3 protein-coding genes are annotated in these 22,557 nt (G+C 75.8%); all 3 read right to left on the minus strand.

The genetic code is table 11. From position 1 onward, the window contains the following. Positions 1–12: 12 nt before the first annotated feature. Positions 13–9,627, minus strand: coding sequence for a type I polyketide synthase (locus LZ495_RS08000; RefSeq protein ID WP_235051301.1), 9,615 nt, complete (start codon positions 9,625–9,627; stop codon positions 13–15). A gap of 73 nt (positions 9,628–9,700) precedes the next feature. Further along, positions 9,701–19,273: an SDR family NAD(P)-dependent oxidoreductase gene (locus LZ495_RS08005; protein ID WP_235051302.1), complete on the minus strand. Its 9,573-nt coding sequence runs from the start codon at positions 19,271–19,273 to the stop codon at positions 9,701–9,703. 349 nt (positions 19,274–19,622) lie between these two features. Next, entirely contained in the window at positions 19,623–22,481 is a 2,859-nt protein-coding gene (locus LZ495_RS08010) for a helix-turn-helix transcriptional regulator (protein WP_235051303.1), read from the minus strand. Positions 22,482–22,557 lie beyond the last annotated feature (76 nt).

A 22,557-nucleotide genomic window follows, 5' to 3' on the forward strand; every position in this document is an offset into this window, starting at 1 on the left:
GGCCGGGCGGGGTCAGGCGATCCCGAACTGCTTGCCGATGAGGGCGATGAGTTCGTCGTCGCTTGCGGCCTCGATCGCGTCGGCGAGGCCGCCGTCGGCGGTGTCGGGGCGGGGTGGTTCCGGGTGGGCCCCGCGGTCGCTCAAGCGGTCGGCGAGAGCCGCGAGCCGAGCGGCGACACGGGTGTAGTCGGCTGCCGCGGTGGCGGCTGTCGGGTCACCGTCGGCGTGCCCGGCGACTTCGGAGAACAGGTGTTCCAGCCGGTCGAGTTCGTCCTCCAGATCGGCGGGCGTGGCGGCGATGCGCGGCACGAGGGTGTCGCGCAGGTAGTCGGCCAGCGCGTTCGGGCTGGGGTGGTCGAAGACGAGCGTGGCGGGCAGCCGCAGCCCGGTCTCGGCCGCGAGGCGGTTGCGCAGTTCGACGGCGGTGAGGGAGTCGAACCCTTGGTCCCGGAAGGACTTTCCGGGGTCGACGGCGTCCGCGGACGGGTGTCCTTGGACGGTGGCGGCGAGCCCGCGGACGAGCTTGGCCAGGTGCCGGGTGCGCGCCGTCCCGTCGAGGCCGGAGAGCACCTCGGCGAGGCGGGCCGGCGCGGTCGGGGCGGCGGCTGCGTCGTCGGCGTCGCCCGGCGTCGCCGCGGCGCGGTTGCGCAGCACCTCGGCGACCAGGGGGTGCCGGCGTCCGCGGAAGAGGACGTCCCAGTCGATGTCGCAGACGGTCAGGTGGCTTTCCCCGTGGTCGAGGATGCGCCCGAGGGCGGTGACGGCGAGCGCCGGGTCGAGCATCGTGAGGCCTTGCCGGCCGAGGCGTTCCTCGATCTCGGGGGCGGCGATGCCGCCGCCCGCCCAGTGGCCCCAGGACACGGAGGTGGCCGGGAGGCCGGCGGCGCGGCGTTGCTCGGCGAGGGCGTCCAGGTAGGCGTTGCCCGGCGCGTAGTTGCCTTGTCCGGGGACGCCGCAGATGCCGGCGACGGACGAGAACAGCACGAATGCGGTCAGGTCGAGGCCGCGGGTGAGCTCGTCGAGGTTGCGGGCGCCGATGGCTTTGACGCGCAGCGCGCGCTGCATCTGGGCCGGGGTCAGGTCCGCGATCACCGCGTCGTCGAGGATGGCGGCGGTGTGGAAGACGGCGGTGAGCGGCCGATCGGCAGGGATGCCGTCCAGTACGGTCGCCAGCTCGGCGCGGTTGCCGATGTCGGCCGCGGCATAGGTGACGCGGGTACCGTGCGTGGCGAGTTCGTCCGCGAAGTGTGCCGCGTCGGGGGCGGTTCCCGCCGATCGGCTGAGCAGCACGAGGTGTTCGGCGCCGCGGGCGGCAAGCCAGCGCGCGATGTGGGTGCCGAGCGCTCCGGTGCCGCCGGTGACCAGGATGGTCCCGGTGGGCGTCCACGGTTCGCCGGCGCCTTGCGGGCGCGCGGCGCGGACGAGGCGCCGTGCGAGGAGGCCGGATGCGCGTACCGCGACCTCCTTCTCTCCTGTCCCGGCGAGCACGGCGGCGATGCGGTCGCCGGACGCCGCATCCCCGGGCGACGCGGGCAGGTCGATCAGTCCGCCGAACGTGTCGGGGAACTCGGCGGCGGCCACGCCGCCGAAGCCCCAGGTCTGGGCTTGGTCGGCGGCCCGGACCACGTCGTCGGGCGCGGCGGCCACCGCTCCGCTCGTGGCCAGCCACAGGCGTCCGGCGACCCCGAGGTCGTCGAGTGCCTGGGTGAGGTGGAGGTTCGCGGCCGCGCCCCACGGCACGGCGTCGAAGTCGGCGGCGGTGCCGTCGGCGAGCGCCAGCAGGGACAGGATGCCTGCGGTGTCTTCGCTCAGCCGGGACTGCAACTGCGCCCGCAGCGTGGCCCGGTCGGTGCCGTCCGGTACGGGAACCTCGGCCACCTCGGCGCCCGCGGCGGTGAGCACGGCGGCCAGGTGGTCCGTCCACGCGCTACCGGTGCGGTCGGAGCGGACGAGCAGCCAGCGTCCGGTGAGCGACGCCGGCGACTCCGGCGCGGGCAGCGGCCGCCAGGCGATGCGATGGCGCCAGGCGTCGGTGCGCGCGTCGGCCCGGGACTTGTCCCACCACGACGCGAGCGCCGGAAGGACATCGCCGAGCGATGCGGTGACCCGGGTGTCGTCGGCGCCGAGTGCGGCGGAGAGCGCTTCGGCATCGCCGCCGCGGACCAGGTTCCAGAACTCGGCGTCGATGCCGGTGCCGGGTGTGGGCGGCTGTGCGGGGCGCACGGGGTCCAGCCAGTAGCGGGTGCGCTGGAACGCGTACGTGGGCAGGTCGACGCGGCGGGGCCGGTGCCCGGCGAACGCGGCGTGCCAGTCGACGGGGACGCCGCGTACCCAGGCCTCGGCGAGCGAGGTGGTGAGGCGGCGCAGTCCGCCCTGCTCGCGGCGCAGCGTGCCCAGGACCGCACCGGTGCGGTCTTCGGCGTCGAGAGTCTCCTCGACGGCGGCGGTCAGTACCGGGTGCGGACTGACCTCGACGAAGATGCCGTGCCCGTCCTCGGCAAGGCCGCGGACAGCATCGGCGAAGCGCACCGTCTCCCGCAGATTCGTCGCCCAGTACGCAGCATCCAGCTTCGCGGTGTCGATCCACTCCCCCGTCACCGTCGACCACACCGGCACCGCACCCGGCACCGGCGCGATCGGCGCCAACGCCGCGACGATATCGGCACGGATCGCGTCCACCTGCGCCGAATGCGACGCATAGTCGACGGGGATCACGCGGGCCCGCCCGCCATCGGCAGTCACCTGCGCGACCAGGTCCTCGAGGTCGGCGGGGCTCCCGGAGACCACGGTCTGGGCCGGGCTGTTGACCGCGGCCACCGACACCCGCCCGGCGAAGGCGGCGATCCGCTCCCGTACGGTCTGCTCGGGCTCGGCGACGGACGCCATGCCGCCGGAACCGGCCAGCTCCAGGATCACCTTGCTGCGCAGCGCGACCACCCGCGCGCCGTCCTCCAACGACAGGCCGCCCGCGACCACCGCAGCCGCGATCTCACCCTGCGAATGACCCACCACCGCATCCGGCTCGACACCATGCGCCCGCCACACCTCGGCCAACGACACCAGCACCGCCCACAGCAACGGCTGCACGACATCCACCCGATCGAGCCACGCCTGATCCCCGGCGGCGAGGACCTCGACGGGCGACCAGTCGACGAACGGCTCCAGCGCCTTCGCGCAGTCCGCGAACCGCTTGGCGAACACCGTTGATTCTTCGAGGAGTTCCGCAGCCATGCCGGCCCACTGCGAGCCTTGCCCAGGGAAGACGAACACGGTCTTGCCGGACGCGTCCGCCCGCCCGCGCACGACTGCGGGCGACGCCTCGCCGGCGGCCAGTGCGGCCAGCCCCGCGGGCAGTTCGGTGCCTTGGCCGATCACGACGGCGCGTTCGCCGAACGCCGTCCGGGTGGTGGCGAGCGACCAGCCGACGTCGACCGGATCGGCGGAGCCGAGCGCGCTCAGGCGTTCGGCCTGGGCCCGCAGTGCCGCTTCGGTCGTTCCGGTGACGGCCCAGGGCACGAGCGCGTCGGCGGTACCGGTGTCGTCCCGGTCGGCTCGTTCCTCGCCTGCGGCGTCCGGAAGTTCGAGGATGACATGGGCGTTGGTGCCGCTCACCCCGAACGCGGACACCGCGGCGCGGCGCGGCCGCCCGGTCTCGGGCCAGTCGCGGGCCTCGGTGAGCAGGCGCACGGCGCCCGCCGACCAGTCGACGTGTGGGCTGGGTTCGTCGGCGTGCAGCGTCTTGGGCAGCACGCCGTGCCGCAGCGCCTCGACGGTCTTGATGACTCCGGCGACACCGGCGGCCGCTTGGGCGTGGCCGATGTTGGACTTCAGCGAACCGAGCCACAGCGGTCGGTCCTCGGGCCGGTCCTGCCCGTACGTGGCGATGAGCGCCTGCGCCTCGATCGGGTCGCCCAGCGTCGTGCCGGTGCCGTGCGCCTCGACCGCGTCGACGTCCGCAGGCGAAAGGCCCGCATTCGCGAGCGCCTGGCGGATCACCCGCTGCTGAGAAGGACCGTTCGGTGCGGTCAGCCCGTTGGACGCACCGTCCTGGTTGACGGCGGAGCCGCGCACGACGGCGAGCACCCGGTGCCCGTTGCGCCGCGCGTCGGAGAGCCGTTCGAGGACGAGGAGCCCGGCCCCCTCGGCCCACCCGGTGCCGTCGGCGCCCGCCCCGAACGCCTTGCAGCGTCCGTCTGCGGACAGCCCCCGCTGCCGGGAGAACTCGACGAACATCCCGGGCGTGGCCATCACGGCCACCCCGCCCGCGAGGGCGAGATCGGACTCGCCGCCGCGCAGCGACTGCACGGCCAGGTGCAGGGCCACCAACGCCGACGAGCACGCGGTGTCCACCGTGACCGCGGGTCCTTCGAGCCCGAGGCTGTACGCGATACGCCCGGACAGCACGCTGCCCGCTCCGCCGGTGCCGAGGTACCCCTCGAGCCCGGCCGGGACGTCGTCGAGGCCGACCGCGTAGTCGTGTCCTGCGGCTCCGGCGAACACACCGGTGCGGGTGCCGGCCAGCGTGTCGGCGGCGATCCCGGCTCCTTCGAGCGCTTCCCACGCGGTTTCCAGGAGCACGCGCTGCTGCGGGTCCATCGCGAGCGCCTCGCGCGGCGAGATCCCGAAGAACGCGCTGTCGAAGAGGGGTGCGCCGGCGAGGAAGGCGCCGTTGCGCGTGTACGAAGTGCCGGGGTGGTCGGGGTCGGGGTGGTAGAGCGCGTCCAGGTCCCAGCCGCGGTCGGCCGGGAAGCCGCCGACCACGTCGGCGCCCTCCGCCACGGTCCGCCACAGATCGGCGGGCGACGCGATCCCGCCGGGCAGCCGGCACGCCATGCCCACGATGGCGATCGGGTCGTCAGTGGAGTCGACCCGCCCCGCGGACGGGGCGGCGGTGTCCGCGGCGGCGTCGCCGAGCAGTTCGCCGCGCAGGAACTCGGCGAGCGCTGCCGGGTTCGGTTGGTCGAAGACCAGCGTGGCGGGCAGCCTCAGGCCGGTCTCCGCGCTCAGCCGGTTGCGCAGTTCGACGGAGGTCAGCGAGTCGAAGCCCTGGTCGCGGAACGGCCTGGCGGGCTCGACGGCGTCGCCCGAGGCGTGGCCTTGGACGAGGGCGGCCTGGGTGCGGACGAGGTCGACGAGGAGCCTGCGGCGGTCGGTGTCGCCGAGCGCGGCCAGGCGCTCGGCGAGCGGCGCGGTCAGGGTGTCCGCGCGGCGGTCGGCGGACTGCCGTGCGCCGGACACGAGTTCGGCGACCAGCCGGTGGTCGCGGCCGCGGAACAGCCGCTCCCAGTCGATCGAGCAGACGACCAGGTGCGGCTCGTCGTGGTCGAGGACGCGCCCGAGAGCGTCCACCGCGAGGGCGGGGTCGAGCATGGCCAGGCCCTGCCGGGCGAGGCGCTCCTCGACGTCGGGGGCGGCGATGCCGCCGCCCGCCCAGTGGCCCCACGCGACGGCGGTTCCGGGCAGGCCGCGGCCGCGGCGCCGGGCGGCGAGCGCGTCCAGGTAGGCGTTCCCGGGGGCGTAGTTGCCCTGTCCGGGGACGCCGCAGATGCCGGCGACGGACGAGAACAGCACGAACGCCGAGAGGTCGTGTCCGGCGGTGAGTTCATCGAGGTTGCGGGCTCCGGCCGCCTTGACACGGGCAACGCGGTCCAGTTGCTCGGGGGTCAGGTCGCCGATGAGCGCGTCGTCGAGGATGGCGGCGGTGTGGAAGACGGCGGTGAGCGGCAGGTCGGTGGGGATGCCGTCGAGCGCGGCGGCGAGTGCGTCCCGGTCGCCGACGTCCGCGGCCGCGTAGGTGACGCGGGTGCCCTTTTCCGCGAGTTCGGCGGCGAACTGCACGGCCCCGTCCGCCCGGTCGCCCGAGCGGCTGAGCAGGACCAGGTGCTCGGCTCCGCGTCCGGCCAGCCAGCGCGCGAGGTGCCGGCCGAGTGCGCCGGTGCCGCCGGTGACCAGCACCGTGCCGGTCGGCGTCCACGGCTTGGCGGGCGCGGCGGTGCCGGGGGCACGGACCAGGCGGCGCACCCACAGGCCGGACGGACGCAGGGCGATTTCGCGCTCGCCGGAGGCACCGCCGAGCACCGTGGCCAGTGCGGCGGGGGCCACCGGTTCGCGGGCGGCGTCCGCGCCGGGCGCCGGAAGATCGAGCAATCCGCCCCAGACCTCGGCGAGTTCGGCCGCGGCGATGACCCCGAAGCCCCACGTCTGGGCCTGCTCGGGGGCGACGAGGATGTCGGTGGGCGAGGTCGCGACAGCGCCGCTGGTGGCGAGCCACAGGCGGGCGTCCGTCCGGGCCTCGGCGCCGAGGTCCGCGAGTGCCTGGGTCAAGGCGACGTTGGCGGCCAGGCCCCAGGGGGCGGCAGGCCGGTCGGCAAGGGTGCCGGAGGCAGGAGTGCCGGAGGTGAGGGCGAGCAGCGAGAGGACACCTGCGACCGGTTCCGCGGCGGCCGTGTACGCCCGGTCGAGTGCGGCGCGCAGCGTGGCGCGGTCGGCGCCCGCGTGGTCGACCGCGAAGGGGGTGACGGTTGCACCGGCTCCGGTGAGGGCGCGCGTCAGGTCGGCGGTCCACCCGTCGGCGTCGGGGCCGTGCGGGTGGGCGATGAGCCAGGTGCCGGTCAGCCGGCCCGCCGTCGTGGCGAGCGGGCGCCAGACGACGCGGTGCCGCCATGCGTCGGCGGTCGCTCCGGCCTGCTCGCGGTCGTGCCACGCGGTGAGCGCGGGCAGCACCGCATCGAACTGCCCGGCCAGTTCGGGTGCCGCCCCCAGGGCCTCGGCGAATCCGGCGGAGTCGTTGTCGGCGACGAGGCGCCAGAACGCGCTGTCGGCTTCGGTCGGGGGCGGCGTGTACTCGCCGGTGTCGAGCCAGAAGCGCTCGCGTTGGAAGGCGTAGGTCGGCAGAGCGGTGCGGCGTGCGCCGGTCCCGGCGAAAGCAGGCCGCCAGTCGACGGCGACACCGCGCACGAACACGTCCGCGAGGGACGTGTACAGGCGGCGCAGTCCGCCTTGGCCGCGGCGCAACGTGCCGGTCACGACGGCCGCGCCCCGGTCCGACTCCTCCAGGGTCTCCTCGACCGCGGCGGTCAGTACCGGGTGGGGGCTGACCTCGACGAAGACGCCGTGCCCGTCCTCGGCAAGGCCGCGGACGGCGTCGGCGAAGCGCACGGTTTCCCGCAGATTCGTCGCCCAATAGGCGGCGTCCAGCTTGGCGGTGTCGATCCACTCGCCCGTCACCGTCGACCACACCGGCACCGAGCCCGGCACCGGCGCGATCGGCGCCAACGCCGCGACGATCTCGGCGCGGATCGCGTCCACCTGCGCCGAGTGCGATGCATAATCGACCGCGATCAGGCGGGCCCGCCCGCCGTCCTTCTCGACGGCGGCGACGAGTTCGGCGAGGGCGTCGGATTCCCCGGACACCACGGTCTGGCCGGGTCCGTTGACCGCCGCGACGGACACCCGTCCGGCGTAGGCCGCGATGCGTCCGCGTACCACCGCCTCGGGCTCCGCGACGGACGCCATGCCGCCGGAACCGGCCAGCACCAGGATCGCCTTGCTGCGCAGCGCGACCACCCGCGCGCCGTCCTCCAACGACAGGCCGCCCGCGACCACCGCGGCCGCGATCTCGCCCTGCGAATGACCCACCACCGCATCCGGCTCGACACCATGCGCCCGCCACACCTCGGCCAACGACACCAACACCGCCCACAACAACGGCTGCACGACGTCTACCCGATCGAGCCACGACGCGTCGTCGCCGGTGAGGACGTCGCGGGGCGACCAGTCGACGAACGGGGCGAGCGCGCCCGCGGCGGCGTCGAACCGTGCGGCGAAGACCGGGGATTCGGCGTACAGCTCGGCTCCCATGCCGGCCCACTGCGAGCCCTGCCCGGGGAAGACGAACACGGTCCTGCCCGACGCGGGGGCCTCGTCGGGGACCGAGACGACTGCGTGCGGAGACGCCTCGCCGCGCGCCACATCGGCTGCGGCACGGGCGAGTTCGCCGGGCGTGCCGACGGCCACGGCGCGCTGCTCGAAGACGGCGCGCGTGGTGGCGAGCGAGAAGCCGATGTCCGCGGCGGCGGTGTCCGCCGCGGCCGCGCCCAGCCGCTCGGCCTGGCCGCGCAGGGCCCGCGCCGACTTCGCGGAGAGCACCCAGGGAAGGACGTCAGGAGTGCGGGGTGTCGCCTCCGCGGCGGTGGCCGACGGGTCGTCGGACCGGGCCGGGCCGGCAGGGTCCGCGTCGTCCGGCAGCTCGAGCACTACGTGCGCGTTGGTGCCGCTCACTCCGAAGGAGGAGACGGCCGCGCGGCGGGGACGCCCGGTCTCCGGCCACGGACGGGCCTCGGTGAGCAGGCGTACTGCGCCCGCCGACCAGTCCACGTGCGGGGAGGGCTCCTCGGCGTGGAGTGTCCGGGGCAGGGTGCCGTGGCGCATCGCCTGGATCATCTTCACGACCCCGGCGACGCCTGCCGCGGCTTGGGCGTGGCCGATGTTGGACTTGAGCGAGCCGAGCCACAGCGGCCGGTCCGCCGGCCGGTTCCTGCCGTAGGTGGCGATGAGCGCCTGCGCCTCGATCGGGTCGCCCAGCGTCGTGCCGGTGCCGTGCGCCTCGACCGCGTCGACGTCCCCGGGCGCGAGGCCCGCATTCGCGAGCGCCTGCCGGATCACCCGCTGCTGCGAGGGCCCGTTCGGTGCGGTGAGCTGGCTGCTGGCCCCGTCCTGGTTGACGGCGCTGCCGCGGATGACCGCGAGCACGTCGTGGCCGTTCCGCCGGGCGTCGGAAAGGCGTTCCAGGACGAGGACGCCGACGCCTTCGGCCCAGCCGGTCCCGTCGGCGCCCGCCCCGAATGCTTTGCAGCGGCCGTCCGCGGACAGCCCGCGCTGCCGGGCGAATTCGACGAACATGCCGGGCGAGGCCATGACGGTCGCGCCGCCGGCGAGCGCCAGGTCGCATTCGCCGCCGCGCAGGGCCTGCGCCGCCAGGTGCAGGGCGACCAGCGACGACGAGCACGCCGTGTCGACGGTGACGGCGGGGCCTTCGAAGCCGAACGTGTAGGACAGCCGCCCCGAGGCGACGCTTGTGGTGCTGCCGGTGAGCACGTAGCCGTCGACGCGCTCGGGCAGGGTCTTGTAGAGCCGCGGGGTGTACTCCTGGGCGATGACGCCCGCGAACACCCCGGTGGCGGATCCGCGCAGGGTGCCCGGGTCGATGCCGGCGTCCTCCAGCGCTTCCCAGGCGGTCTCCAGGAGAAGGCGCTGCTGCGGGTCGGCGGCCAGCGCTTCGCGGGGCGAGATCCCGAAGAAGCGGGCGTCGAAGTCCGCGGCGTCGTAGAGGAACCCGCCGTGCCGGGTGTAGGACGTGCCGGGCCGGTCGGGGTCGGAGTCGTAGAGCGCGTCCAGGTCCCAGCCCCGGTCGGCGGGGAAGCCGCCGATGGCGTCGCGCCCGTCGGCGACCAGGCGCCACAGGTCGTCGGCGGTCGCGACGCCGCCGGGCAGGCGCAGGCCGATGCCGACGACCGCGATGGGCTCGGTGCGGGCGTCCTCGGCGTCGCGCAGGCGGCTGCGGGCCTGGGCGAGCTCGGCGGTGACGCGGGTGAGGTAGTCGCGGAGCTTGTTCTCGTTGGTCGTCATGCGGGTCTTCTGCCTTTGCGTGCGGCGGCTCGGCGCCTGGTGGTCGGGCGGGCGGGGGTCCGGGGGCGGCCGGTCAGGCAATACCGAGTTCGTTGTCGATGAAGTCGAAGAGTTCGTCGTCGCCGACGGCGCCGAGGCGGACGGCGACGTCCGCGGAAGTGGCGGCCGGCACTCCTGCTGCCGGGGCGACGCGGTCGAGCAGGGAGCGCAGCCGGTCGGCAAGGGCGGTGCCGCTGCCCGGGTCCAGGTCGAGGCCGGACAGCAGGCCGTCCCAGCGGTCCAGGTCGGCGATCAGCCGCTCGGTCTCGGACACGGGGGCGGCCGGTGCGAAGCGCTCGGCCAGATAGTCCGCGAGGGCCGCGGGGGTGGGGTGGTCGAAGACGAGGGTGGACGGCAGGTCGAGCCCGGTCTCGGCGCTAAGCCGGTTGCGCAGTTCGATGGCGCCGAGCGAGTCGAACTCGGCGTCCATGAAGCCGCGCTCGGGCCGGATCAGGTCGGCGGCGCCGGGTCCGTCGTGGCCGAGCACGGCTGCCGCGGTGCTGCGGACGTGGCCGAGCAGGTCCCGGCGCCGCTCCTCGGGGCTGCGGGCGGCCAGGCGGGCGGCCAGACCGGCAGGTTCCGGTGCCGCGGAGGGAGTCGTGGCCGGTCGGTGGCGGCGGCGTGCGGCCGCGAGTCCGGCGAGCAGGTCGTGTGCGGCGCCCTCGCGCAGCGTGCGGGTGTCGAAGCGGGCGGGCAGGGCGTGCGGGAGAGCGGTGTCCAGGACGCGGTCGAACAGCTCCAGGCCGACCTCGGTGGGCAGCGGTGCGATGCCCGCGCCCGCAAGGCGGGCGAGGTCGGTGCGCGTCAGGTCCGCAGCCAGGCCGCCGGCGTCGGCCCACAGTCCCCAGCCCGCGGAGGTAGCGGGCAGTCCCGTGTTGCGGCGGTGGTGGGCGAGGGCGTCGAGGAACGCGTTGGCGGAGGCGTAGGCGCTCTGCCCGGGGTTGCCCGCGGTGGCGACCGCGGAGGAGTAGAGGACGAACGCGGACAGGTCCAGGTGCCGGGTGAGGTCGTGCAGGTGCCAGGCGCCGTCGGCCTTGCCGTCGAACGTGCGGGCGAGATGGTCGGCGGTGACTGCGGCGAGCGGCGCGTCGGCGGTCGTCCCGGCGGTGTGCACGACGGCGGTCAGCGGGTGCTCTGCGGGAATGGCGTCGAGGAGCGCGGCGGCCTGGTCGCGGTCTCCGATGTCGCAGGCGGCGATGCGGACGGATGCTGCCCCGAGGGCGAGGAGTTCGTCCCGCAGGCCGGCGGCGCCGGGCCCGGTGCCGCCGCTGCGGGCGGCGAGGAGCAGGTGCCGGATGCCGTGCCGCTCGACCAGGCGCCGCGCGGCGAGGGCGCCGAGGGTTCCGGTGCCGCCGGTGACGAGCACCGTGCCGTCGGGGTCGCGCGGGGTCGGGAAGGTCAGCACGAGTTTGCCGGTGTGCCGGGCCTGGCCGAGGTGGCGCACGGCGCGCACCGCGTGCCGGGCGTCCCACGCGGTGGCGGGGAGCGGAGAGAGCGTTCCGTCGGCGAACAGCGGGGCCAGGGCGGCGAGCATGCGGCGGACCGCGTCGGGTTCGAGCGTCAGCAGGTCGAATGCGGTGTAGCGGACGCCGGGGTGGTCGGCGGCGACCCGGTCGGGGTCGCGCTGGTCGGTCTTGCCCATTTCCACGAACCGCCCGCCGGTTGCCAGGAGTCCGAGGGAGGCGTCGGTGAACTCGTGGGCGAGGGCGTTGAGGACGACGTCGACCCCGCGGTCGTCGGTGGCGGCGCGGAACCGCGGCGCGAAGTCCAGGCTGCGGGACGACGCGATCCGGTCGTCGGCGAGGCCCGCGGTGCGCAGCGCCGTCCACTTGGCGGGGCTCGCGGTGCCGAACACGTCGGCGCCGAGGTGCCGGGCGAGTTGTACGGCGGCGCTGCCGACGCCTCCGGTGGCGGCGTGGATCAGCACCGCCTCGCCCGCTGCCAGCCCGGCCAGGTCGACCAGGCCGTGGTAGGCGGTGAGGAACGCGACCGGAACGGTGGCGGCCTCGGCGTAGGTCCAGTGCTCGGGGATGCGGGCCAGCAGCCGCGCGTCGACGGTGGCGACCGGCCCCAGGTGGCCGGGGACCAGGCCCATGACCCGGTCGCCGACGCCGAACCGGGTGACGTCCGGTCCGACTTCCGCGACGACGCCGGCGGCTTCCGCGCCGATGCGTGCGGTGCCCGGGTAGACGCCGAGCGCGATGAGCACGTCGCGGAAGTTGAGGCCCGCGGCGCGGACCGCGATGCGCACCTCGCCCGCGCCGAGCGGTGCTTCGGCCTCGGGAGCGGGCACGGCGCCGACGCTGTCGAGGCTGCCGGGGGCGAGTGTGTCGATGCGCCAGGCGTGTTCCGCCGTTCCGGCAGGCGGCGCGATGTCGTCCGCCGACGCATCGGCGATGCGGGCGACGAGGAGTTCTCCCGCGCGGATCGCGGTCTGTGCCTCGCCCGCACCCAGTGCCGCGGGTATCGCGGCGGGCGAGTCGGGGTGGGTGTCGAGGTCGAGGAGGGCGAATCGGCCGGGGTGTTCGGTGCGGGCGGCGCGGACCAGGCCCCACACCGCGGCGGCGGCCAGGTCGGCGATTCCTTCGCCGGTGTGGGTGGCGACCGCCTGGCGGGTCGTCAGGACCAAGGTGGCGCCTTCGGTTTCCGGGGCGGCGGCCCATCCCTGAAGGAGGGCCAAGGCCTGTGCCACGGCCGTCCGGGCAGCCGTCGCATCCTGCTCGGAGCCGGTCCCGACGACCGCGAGGACGTGGCCCGGCCGGGCGTCGGCCGGGGTCTCGCCGAGCACCTTGCGCAGACCGTCGAGATCGGCGTGGACGGCGACGGCAGGCGGCGCCGCGGGGGATGCGAGACCGAGGGCGTCGGTCTCGGGGGCGCCGATCACCCACCAGGTGTGCTGCGCGGTCGCAGGTGTGTCGGGCCGGATCCAGGCGACTTCGTGCCAGGCGTCGGCCGGGCCCGTCGCCGCCGCGAAGGCTCCGGCGGGCAGAGCGCGCAGCGCGAGCGCGCGGGTGTCGAACAGCGGGGTGCCCTCGCCGTCGGCGAAGGAAAGTGCGACGGTGCCGGTGGCTGTCGGGGCGATCCGCACGCGCAGCGCGGTCGGCGCCGCGGCCGGCTGCGTCACGCCGGTCCAGGTGAACGGGAGAAGGGTGGCACCGTCGCCGGGCAGCAGCCCGACCACGGCGTGCAGTGCCGCATCCAGCAGCGCCGGGTGCATGCGGTGCGCTCCGGGGCGCGTTCCCGCGGCGTCGGCCGCGGCGGGCAACGCGACCTCGGCGTAGACGGTCCCGCCGTCGCGCCAGGCCGCGCGCAGGCCCTGGAACGCCGGGCCGTAGTCGTAGCCGAGGGCGGCCAGTTCCTCGTACAGGCCGGTTGTGTCGACCGGCACCGCGCCCGGCGGCGGCCAGGCCGAGGCGTCGAACGGGTCCGCCGTCGGGCCCGGCGTTCCGAGGCGTCCGGAGGCGTGCCGGGTCCAGGCGGGTCCGTCGGCCGGGTCCGCGGGCGTGGTGTGGGGGCGGGAGTGGACGGTGACGGTTCGGGCGCCGTCCGCGTCGGCCGGGCCGACCGCGAGCTCGATGCGCACGGCACCGTCGTCGGGAAGGACCAGCGGCGCTTCCAGGACGAGTTCGTCGATCCCGGCGGCGCCACTGCGGTCGGCGGCGTGCAGGGCGAGGTCGACGAACGCGGTGCCGGGCAGCAGCACGGTGCCGTGCACCGCATGGTCGGCGAGCCACGGGTGGGTGCGCAGGTCGAGGACGCCGGTCCACACGCGCCCGGTGCCGTCCGCGCGTTCGACCGATGCGCCGAGCAGCGGGTGTCGGGCCTCGTCGATGCCCGCGGCGGTGACGCCGGGGACGGGTGTGGCGGCGTCCAGCCAGTGGCGGCGGCGCTGGAACGGGTAGGTGGGGAGGGCGACCTTGCTGCCGCGGACGTCGCGGCCCTCGAAGGCGGCGTCCCATGCGACGTGTGTCCCGGTGGTGTGCAGTGCGGCGAGCGCGTGCGCGAACGTGCGGGCTTCGCTCTGCCCGGCGCGCAGTACGGGGGTGGCGGTGCGGGCGTCGACCGCGGCGGTGTGCACGAGCGCGGTCAGCACGGCGTCGGGGCCGAGTTCGAGGTAGCTGCCGGTGCCTGCGGCGGCGAGTGCACGGACACCGTCGTGGAAGCGCACGGCGCCGCGGATGTGCCGGACCCAGTACTCGGGGTCGGTGAGCTCGCCCGGTCGGGCGAGGCGCCCGGTGAGGTTGGAGACGACCGGGGTGTGCGGTTCGGTGTAGCGCAGCCCGGCGGCCACGGTGCGGAACTCGTCGAGCACGGCGTCCATGTGGGGCGAGTGGAAGGCGTGGCTGACCTGGAGGCGCTTGGTCTTGCGTCCGGTGGCGGCCCAGGCGGCCGCGATGTCGTCGATGACATGCGCGGTCCCGGACACGACGACCGAGTCGGGCCCGTTCACGGCGGCGACGCCGGCGTCCGCCTCGTGGCCGGCGAGCAGCGGCCGGATCTCGGCTTCGGTCCCCTGCAGTGCGGCCATCGCGCCGACGTCGGGCGGCAGCGCGCCCATGAGCCGGCCGCGGGCTGCGACGAGCGCGGCCGCGTCGGCGAGGTCGAGGACGCCGGCGGCGTGCGCGGCGGCGAGTTCGCCGATGGAGTGGCCGATGAGGAGATCGCCGTGCAGCCCGTAGGACGAGGCGAGCCGGTGCAGCGCCGTCTCCAAGGCGAACAGCGCGGGCTGGGTGTAGGCGGTGGCGTGCAGGAGGGCTGCGTCCTCGGTGCCGGGTTCGGCGAACATCACCTCGAGCAGCGGACGGTCGAGGAGGACGTCGAAATGGCCGCAGATCTCGTCGAGCGCACGGGCGAAAAGCGGTTCTGCCGCGTACAGTTCACGGCCCGCGCCGGGGCGCTGGCTGCCTTGGCCGGTGAACATCACGGCAAGCGGACCGGCCGGTTGGACGCTGCCGACGACGAGGCCGGCCGCGGTCTCCCCCGCCGCCAGCGCGTCGAGGCCGCGCCGGAGGTCGGCGTCGCCGCGCCCCGTCACGACCGCCCGGTGCGGCAGGACCGCTCGGGTAGTCGCGAGGGCGTGGGCGAGGTCGCCGAGCGCGGTGCCGGGTCGGGCGTCCAGGTGGGCGCGGAGCCGGTCGGCCTGCGCGCGCAGCGCTCCGGGGTCGGCGGCCGACAGCAGCCACGGGCCGGCGTCGTCGGCGTCCGCGGGCAGGGTCGCGGGCGCGGTGCCGCGGTCGTCGTGCGGTGCCTGTTCGAGGATGACGTGGGCATTGGTGCCGCTGATGCCGAACGAGGAGACGGCGGCGCGCCGCGGCCTGCCGGTCTCGGGCCATGCGCGGGACCGGTCGGCGACGGCGACGGTGCCCGCGCTCCAGTCGACGTGCCGGCTGGGTGCGTCGAAGTGCAGGGTGCCGGGCACCCGGCCGCGGCGCAGCGCCTCGACGATCGCGATCACGCCGGTGGCGCCCGCGGCCGCCTGCGTGTGGCCGAGCTGCGACTTGGCGGAGCCGACCAGCAGCGGGCGTTCGGGGGTATGGCCCGGACCGTAGGCGGCGATGAGCGCCTGCGCCTCGATCGGGTCGCCGAGTGCGGTGCCGGTGCCATGCGCCTCGACGACGTCGATGTCGGCGGGGCCGAGTCCGGCGTCGGCGAGGGCCTGGCGGATGACGCGCTGCTGGGCGGGGCCGTTGGGGGCGGTCAGACCGTTGCTGGCGCCGTCCTGGTTGACGGCGCTGCCACGTACGACGGCGAGCACGGTGCGGCCCGCGCGCCGTGCGTCGGAGAGGCGTTCGAGCAGGAGCAGGGCGACGCCTTCGGACCACGCGGTGCCGTCGGCGGCGTCCGCGAACGGCTTGCAGCGCCCGTCGCGGGCGAGGCCGTGCTGGCGGCTGAACTCGGTGAACATGCCCGGCGTGGACATGACGGTCACGCCTCCCGCCAGCGCGAGCGTGCACTCCCCCGCGCGCAGCGCGCGGGCGGCCAGGTGCAGGGCGACCAGCGACGACGAGCAGGCCGTGTCGACGGTGACGGCCGGACCTTCGAGGCCGAGCGTGTAGGCGAGGCGGCCCGACGCGACGCTGCCGAGCGCACCGGTGAGCAGGTGCCCTCCGTAGCCTTCCGGGGCTTCGTGCAGACGCGGCCCGTAGTCCTGCTGCATGGCGCCGACGAAGACGCCTGCGCGGGTGCCGCGCAGGTCGGCCGGGTCGATGCCGGCGCGCTCGACGACCTCCCACGCGGTCTCCAGGAGCAGCCGCTGCTGCGGATCGGTCGCCGCGGCCTCGCGGGGGCTGATGCCGAAGAACCCGGCGTCGAACTCGTCCGCGTCGTAGAGGAATCCGCCGGTGCGCACGTAGGAGGTGCCGGTGGCGGTGAGGTCCGGGTCGTAGAGCGCGTCGAGGTCCCAGCCGCGGTTGGCGGGGAACGGGCCGATGGCGTCGGTGCCGGCGTCGAGCAGCGCCCACAGGGCTTCGGGGCCGGTCGCGCCGCCGGGCCACCGGCCTCCGGCCGCGACGATGACGACCGGGTCGTCGTCCGGGTCGGCCGGAGCCGTCCCGGGCCCTGCCGAGTCCGCTCCGCCGAGCGGCTCGGTGCCGGCCGTGTCGGCGGCGAGGAGATGGGCCACGGCGCGAGGTGTCGGGTGGTCGTACGTCAGCGATGCGGGCAGCCGGGCGGCGCCCGCGGCGGCGAGCCGGTCGCGGAACTCGACGGCGCCGACCGAGTCGAAGCCGAGGTCCTTGAAGGTGGCGTCGGGATCGACGGCCGCCGCCGACGCGTGGCCGAGGACGGCGGCAGCTGCGGCGCGCACGAGCGCGAGGTGGTCGTGCCGGGCCCGGTCGGGCTCGGCAGGGGTGGCGCCGGCGGCTCGGTCCGACCCGACCGGGTCGGACGGGGCGGTGGCATGGCCGGTGTCCGCAGGGCCGGCCACGTGGCCCCCGACGGCGGCCGGCAGCCAGTGGCGGCGGCGCTCGAACGGGTACGTGGGCAGGTCGGTGCGCCGCGCATCGGCGGGCACGGCGGCGCTCCAGTCGACGGGCGCCCCGGCGGCGAACGCCTCCGCTGCCGAGGCCAGCAGGCGCACGGGTCCGCCCTCGCCGCGGCGCAGCGTGCCGACCGCGGCCGCGTCCTCTGCTCCGGCGGCGTCGAAGACCTGGCGCAGCCCGTACGCGAGCACCGGGTGCGCACTGGCCTCGACGAAGACGCGGTGGCCGTCGGCGAGCGCGGCGCGTATCGCGTCCTCGAAGCGGACGGTGCCGCGCAGGTTGCGGAACCAGTAGTCGGCGTCCAGGGCGCCGGGCTCGGCGCGCGCGCCGGTGACCGTCGAGTAGAACGGCACGCCGCCGGCGCCGGGCGCGATGCCGCGCAGCTCGGCTCCGAGTGCGTCGCGGAGGGTGTCGACCTGCGGTGAGTGCGAGGCGTAGTCGACGGGGATCGACCGCACGTCGACGCCTTCGGCCCGGTAGGCGTCGAGGAGTTCGGCAAGTGCCTCGGACTCGCCGGAGACCACGGTCACACCGGGGCCGTTGACCGCGGCCACGGCGAGGCGGTCCGGGAAGCGCTCGATGCGTTCGGCGACCTCGGCGGCCGGGCGCGGGATCGACGCCATGCCGCCGAGCCCGGCGAGGTGCTCGCGGATCAGGCGGCTGCGCTTGGCGACGATCGCGGCGGCGTCCTGCAGCGACAGCGCGCCCGCGATGTGCGCTGCGGCGATCTCGCCCTGGGAGTGGCCGATGACCGCGGCGGGCCGGACGCCGAACGCCTCCCAGGTCCGGGCCAGGGCGACCATGACGGCGAACAGTGCGGGCTGGACGACGTCGACGCGCTCCAGGTCGGCGGCCCCGTCGCGGCCGCGCAGCACGGCCTCCGGATCCCAGTCGACGTGTGGCGCGAGGGCGTCTGCGCAAGCACGTACGTGCTCGGCGAAGACGGGTGAGGCATCGAGGAGTTCGGCGGCCATGCCGGGCCACTGCGAGCCCTGGCCGGGGAAGACCAGGACGGCCGGCCGGTCGGCGCGGGCGGTACCGAGGGCGACGCTGCGCGCGGGGACGCCGCCGGCGATGCTGCCGAGCCCGGTGAGCAGGTCGTCCCGCGAGTCGGCGGCGACGACGGCGCGGTGCGGGAGGCGGGCGCGGGCGACGGCGAGCGTGTACGCCACGTCCGCCGGCTCGCGGTCGACGGCCGCGGCCCGGAGCCGGCCGGCCTGCGCCGCGGCCGCGCTCGGCGAACGCGCCGACACCGGCCAGGCGTACGCCCGCACGCCGGGCGCGAACAGGCGCGGGCCCGCCGCTCCGGAGGTCGGGCGGCGCCTGCGCGGTGCCCGGCCCGGTTCGGCGAGGATGACATGGCAGTTCGTGCCGCCGATGCCGAACGCGCTGACCCCGGCGACCAGGGGCCGGTCGGGATGCGGCCACGCACCGGGGTCGGTGCGGACCCGCAGCCGGTCGGCGGCGAAGTCGATCGCGGGGTTGGGCGCGGCGTAGTTGAGGCTCGCGGGCAGCTCGCGGTGGTGGACGGCGAGGACGGCCTTCAGCAGCCCGGCGATGCCCGCGGCGCCCTCCAGGTGGCCGATGTTGGTCTTGGCCGAGCCGACCTCGAGAGGGTCGTGCGGGTCGCGGCCCGTTCCGTAGACCGTGCCGAGCGCGCGGGCTTCGATCGGGTCGCCGACCTTGGTGCCGGTGCCGTGCAGTTCAACGTACTGCACCGTGCCCGGGTCGGTCCCGGCCCGGGCCAGGGCCCGGCGCAGCGCGTCGGCCTGCGCATCGGGGCTCGGCACGGTGAGTCCGTCGGTCGCGCCGTCGCTGCTCACCGCGCTGCCGCGGATCACCGCGTAGATGCGGTCGCGGTCGGCCTGTGCGGCCCGCAGGGGCTTGAGGACGACCAGCGCGCCGCCTTCGCCGCGCACGAATCCGTTGGCGCGGGCGTCGAAGGTGTGGCACCGGTGGTCGGGCGACAGCGCCCCGAACAGGTCGGCGCCGAGGGTGCTTTCCTGCGCGAGGTTCAGGTGCACACCGCCGGCGAGCGCCACGGTGGACTCCCCGGCGCGCAGGCTTTCGACGGCCTGGTGCACGGCGACCAGCGCGGAGGACTGCGCGGTGTCGACGGTGACGCTCGGCCCGGTCAGCCCGAGTGCCCACGAGACCCGGTTGGCCACCAGTCCGCGGGCGGTGCCGGTGAAGGTGTGCCGGGTGACGGCACCGGAGCCGCCGCGGTGCACGAGGGTGGCCCAGTCGGAGGACGTCGCGCCGACGAACACCCCGGCGCGGCCCGCCCCGAGGACGGCGGGGGTCAGGCCGGCGTCTTCGGCGGCCTCCCAGCCGAGTTCGAGGGCGAGCCGCTGGTGCGGGTCGAGCCCGTCGGCCTCGTTCGGCGCGATGCCGAAGAAGGCGGCGTCGAACGCGTCGACGCGGTCCAGGTACCCGCCCGGCGGCAGCGGAGCCGCCCCGGGCACCGCGCTGTCCGCATTCCTGCTCGCGGACGGCGCGGCGATCGCGGCGCGGCCGTCGTGCAGCAGCCGCCAGTACGCCTGCGGGTCGGCCGCGCCGGGCAGCCGGCAGGCGATGCCGATCACGGCGATGGGCTCTGCGTGCGGGAGTCGTTGCTGGGTCGTCACGGTTGTTGCCGCCCCTCGTGCGGGATGCCGGTGGATCGCACCCGGCGCGGCGGCCGGGGCCGTCGCCGGGCCCCGGGCGCTTCCCCGAGCACCACCAACCCTCGTCGCGCAGGGGCTCCCGGTTAACCCCTGCCGATCCCCTACTGCCCCCTGATCGGCGGGCGTTCGCCCAGGTGGGGACGGGTGCGGGGAGGGACGCGGGGAAGGCAGGGGGCGCGGCGTGGGAACGCCGAAGCGGGGGGGGGGGGGGGGGGGGGCGGCCGCGGGGGTAGGGCGGGGGGCGGGGGGGGGCCCCCCCCACGCGGCCGGGCCCCTTCGGGGACCCGGCCGCTTTCCCGCCCGCCTCCGCCTATCCGGCGATGTCCGCTTCGAGCCACGGCGGCAGGTCGAGGCGTCGGGCGACACCGAGCTTGCGGTAGGCGCGGGTGAGGTGCTGTTCGACCGTGCTCACGGTCACGAACAGCCGACGGGAGATCTCCCGGTTCGTGTAGCCCTTCGCGGCGAGCGCCGCGACCCGGCGTTCAGCGACGCTGAGGTCCGCCGCCTCGGACTCTTCTGCCGGGCGCGGCGGCTCGGGCTCGCGCGGGGTGCGGGCGCGCGGCACGGGTATCGGCGCGGGCAGTTCCGCGTCCGCTGGGTCGTTCCGGTCCGGGACGGCCGCGAGGCGGTCGGACACCAGCAGAGTATGGGCGGGCTGTTCCGCCTGGCAGGCCGCGGCGAGGTTGGCTGCGCGGTCGGCGGCCCTGCGGGCGCGGCCGAACTCGTCGAGGTCCCGGTAGGCCAGGCTCAGCGCGCCGTACGCCTGCGACAGCTCGAACAGGTCGCCGGCCGCCTGGAGTTCGCGTACCGCTTGCCACAGCAGCGGCGGGCGGCGGCGCAGTTCGACGGTCCCCGCCTGTACGGCCAGCGCGAGTCCGCGGGTGCGCGACGGCCCCGCGGGCAGGACGGCGAGCTGGTCGTCGAGCAGCGCCGCCGCGGCGTCCTCGTCACCGAGCGCCAGGTGGGCGCGGGCGGCCTCGACCCGCCAGGGCACGAGGCCGGGCAGGTCGACGCCCCACTCCGCCATGAGGCGTCCGCAGGTGGTGAAGTCGTGCAGGGCCGCTTCGAGGCGTCCGGTGGCCAGGTTGTAGCGGCCGCAGGCGTGCAGGTAGTGCAGTCCGGCCGGGGTGCGGAACATTAATCCGGGGACCGGGAGTTCGAGGTGGCGGGCGGCGGCTTCGCGGTCGCCGCGCGCGACTGCGGACACGATGCGGGCGGCGAGCGGGACCCCGACGGCCACGCCCCAGCCCTCCGGCCGGACCCGGGCGAGTGCGGTGCGCCCGTACTCCTCGGCCGCGGGCAGGTCGCCCTGGCGTACCGCGATCTCGGCGAGGACGGCGGCGAACAGGCCGTGCGCGATGGGGCTGTGCCGGGCGGCCGCCTGGCCGACGAGGCCGGCGCACCATTCCTTGGCGACCGCGGTGCGGTCGGCGTACACGAGGGCGGTCAGGGCGGAGGTGAGCGATTCCAGGGTGCTGTCGTCGAGGATCGCCCCTTGCAGGATCCGGGCGGCGCGCGTCTCGGCCTCGTCGCCCTGGACGTCGCCGGACAGCACCGCGGTGAGCAGGTCCAGGCCTTCGATCCGGGTGATGGTGGCGGGCAGGGCGGCGAGCGGTCCGGCGTCCGGTTCCGGATCGGGTTCGGGGTACCAGTACTTGAGCCAGGTGCGTGCGGTGCGGGTCTCGGCCGCGAACTGCCAGTCGGCGTCCGGCCCGCACTGCCGGAGGCCGGCGTCGACGGCGGCCCTGGCCTCGTCGAGGCAGCCGTACCAGGCGAGGTAGCGCACGCACAGGAGCGCGTCGCGGCCGGTGAGCCGGTTCTCCCGGACCGCTTTGCGCACCCAGGGGACGTGCCGCCCGGCGCGGGCCGGGTCGACCAGCCATTCCAGACCGACGAGGCAGGCCTTCACCGAGACGCGCTCGCACTCGGTGGCCGCGATGCGTTCGGCGAGCTTGAGGTACTCGACGGCGGTGCCGAGGCCGCCTTCCCCGACGGACGCCTCGGCGGCGGCGCGCAGGGTCCGCACCGCCCACGGGGTGTCGCTGCCGCCTGCGGCGGCCAGGTGCCGGGCGACGAGCGGGTCCGGGATGCCCTCGATGTGCAGCAGGCGTGCGGCGGTGGCGTGCGCGGCCTCGCGTTCGGCGCGGGTCATGGTGTCGAGGACGGCGGCGCGGGCGCGCGGATCGTGGAACCGGCCGCTCGCCACCAGCCCCGCGTTGTGCAGGGCCTGCTCGGCCGCTGCCGCGGTGCCGGGCTCCAGGCCGACGAGTTCGGCGAGGTTCCCGGTCTCGCCGGTCTCGCCGAGGATCGCGAGGCCTTGCGCGACGCGAAGGGCGACGGGGTCGAGGCGGTAGAGGCAGCCGACGAGTGCGCGCCCGTAGGCGGCGTCGGCGCTGAGCGGCGCGGTGCGCCGGAACCGGTCGTCACGGGCGCCGAGGTCCTCGAGGAGGGCGTGCACCAAGAGCGGGCTTCCGCCGCTGAGTTGGTGGGCGTCGGCGGCCAGTCGGGCCCCGGCGGCGGCGCCGAGCCGGTCGGCGACCACGTCGGCGACGGCGGCGCGGGGCAGCAAGCCGAGCCGGATGCGCTCGTGGCCGGGTTCGCGGTCGAGTTCGGCGGCGAACGCCGGGTAGCCGGAGGCCGAGCAGGAGCCGTGCTCGCGCTCGGCCAGGACCACGAGGACGCGGGCGCGGCGGACCCGGCGGATGAGCTGCACCAGCAGGTCGAGAGAGAACGGGTCGGCGTGCTGCACGTCGTCGATGCACAGCGCGAGCGGTTCGGCGTCGGCCAACGCGGCAATCGCGTCGGCCAGTTCGCGCAGGGTTCGGAGCATGGCGCTGTTGGGGGCCTCGCCGTCGGCGAACGATGCGGTGTACGCGGCGTCCTCGAGGAGCTTGGCGGCGCTCGCGCCGGGCCCTTCGCGGGTGTCCACGCCTTGCAGCAACTGCCGTGCCACGTCCAGGGGGAGGTCGCGTTCGAGCGGGCCGCACACGGCGTGCAGAACGCGCACGTTCCCGTCGTCGGCGACACGCTCGGAAAAGGCGTGCAGCAGAGCGCTCTTGCCGATCGCCACCGGCCCCGAGACGGTGACCACCCTTCCGGTGCCGCGTACGCTGCGCTCGAGCGCCGTTTCGAGCCTTGCCAGTACATCCGCGCGTCCAGCCAGGAACACGGCTGCCTCCCCCGAGAAGTGGCACGGCGTGCGCCGGGAGTCGGCGCGCGGTGCCGGACAACATGTGCATCGGTCT

Source organism: Yinghuangia soli (assembly GCF_021502675.1).
GTDB lineage: Bacteria > Actinomycetota > Actinomycetes > Streptomycetales > Streptomycetaceae > Yinghuangia > Yinghuangia soli.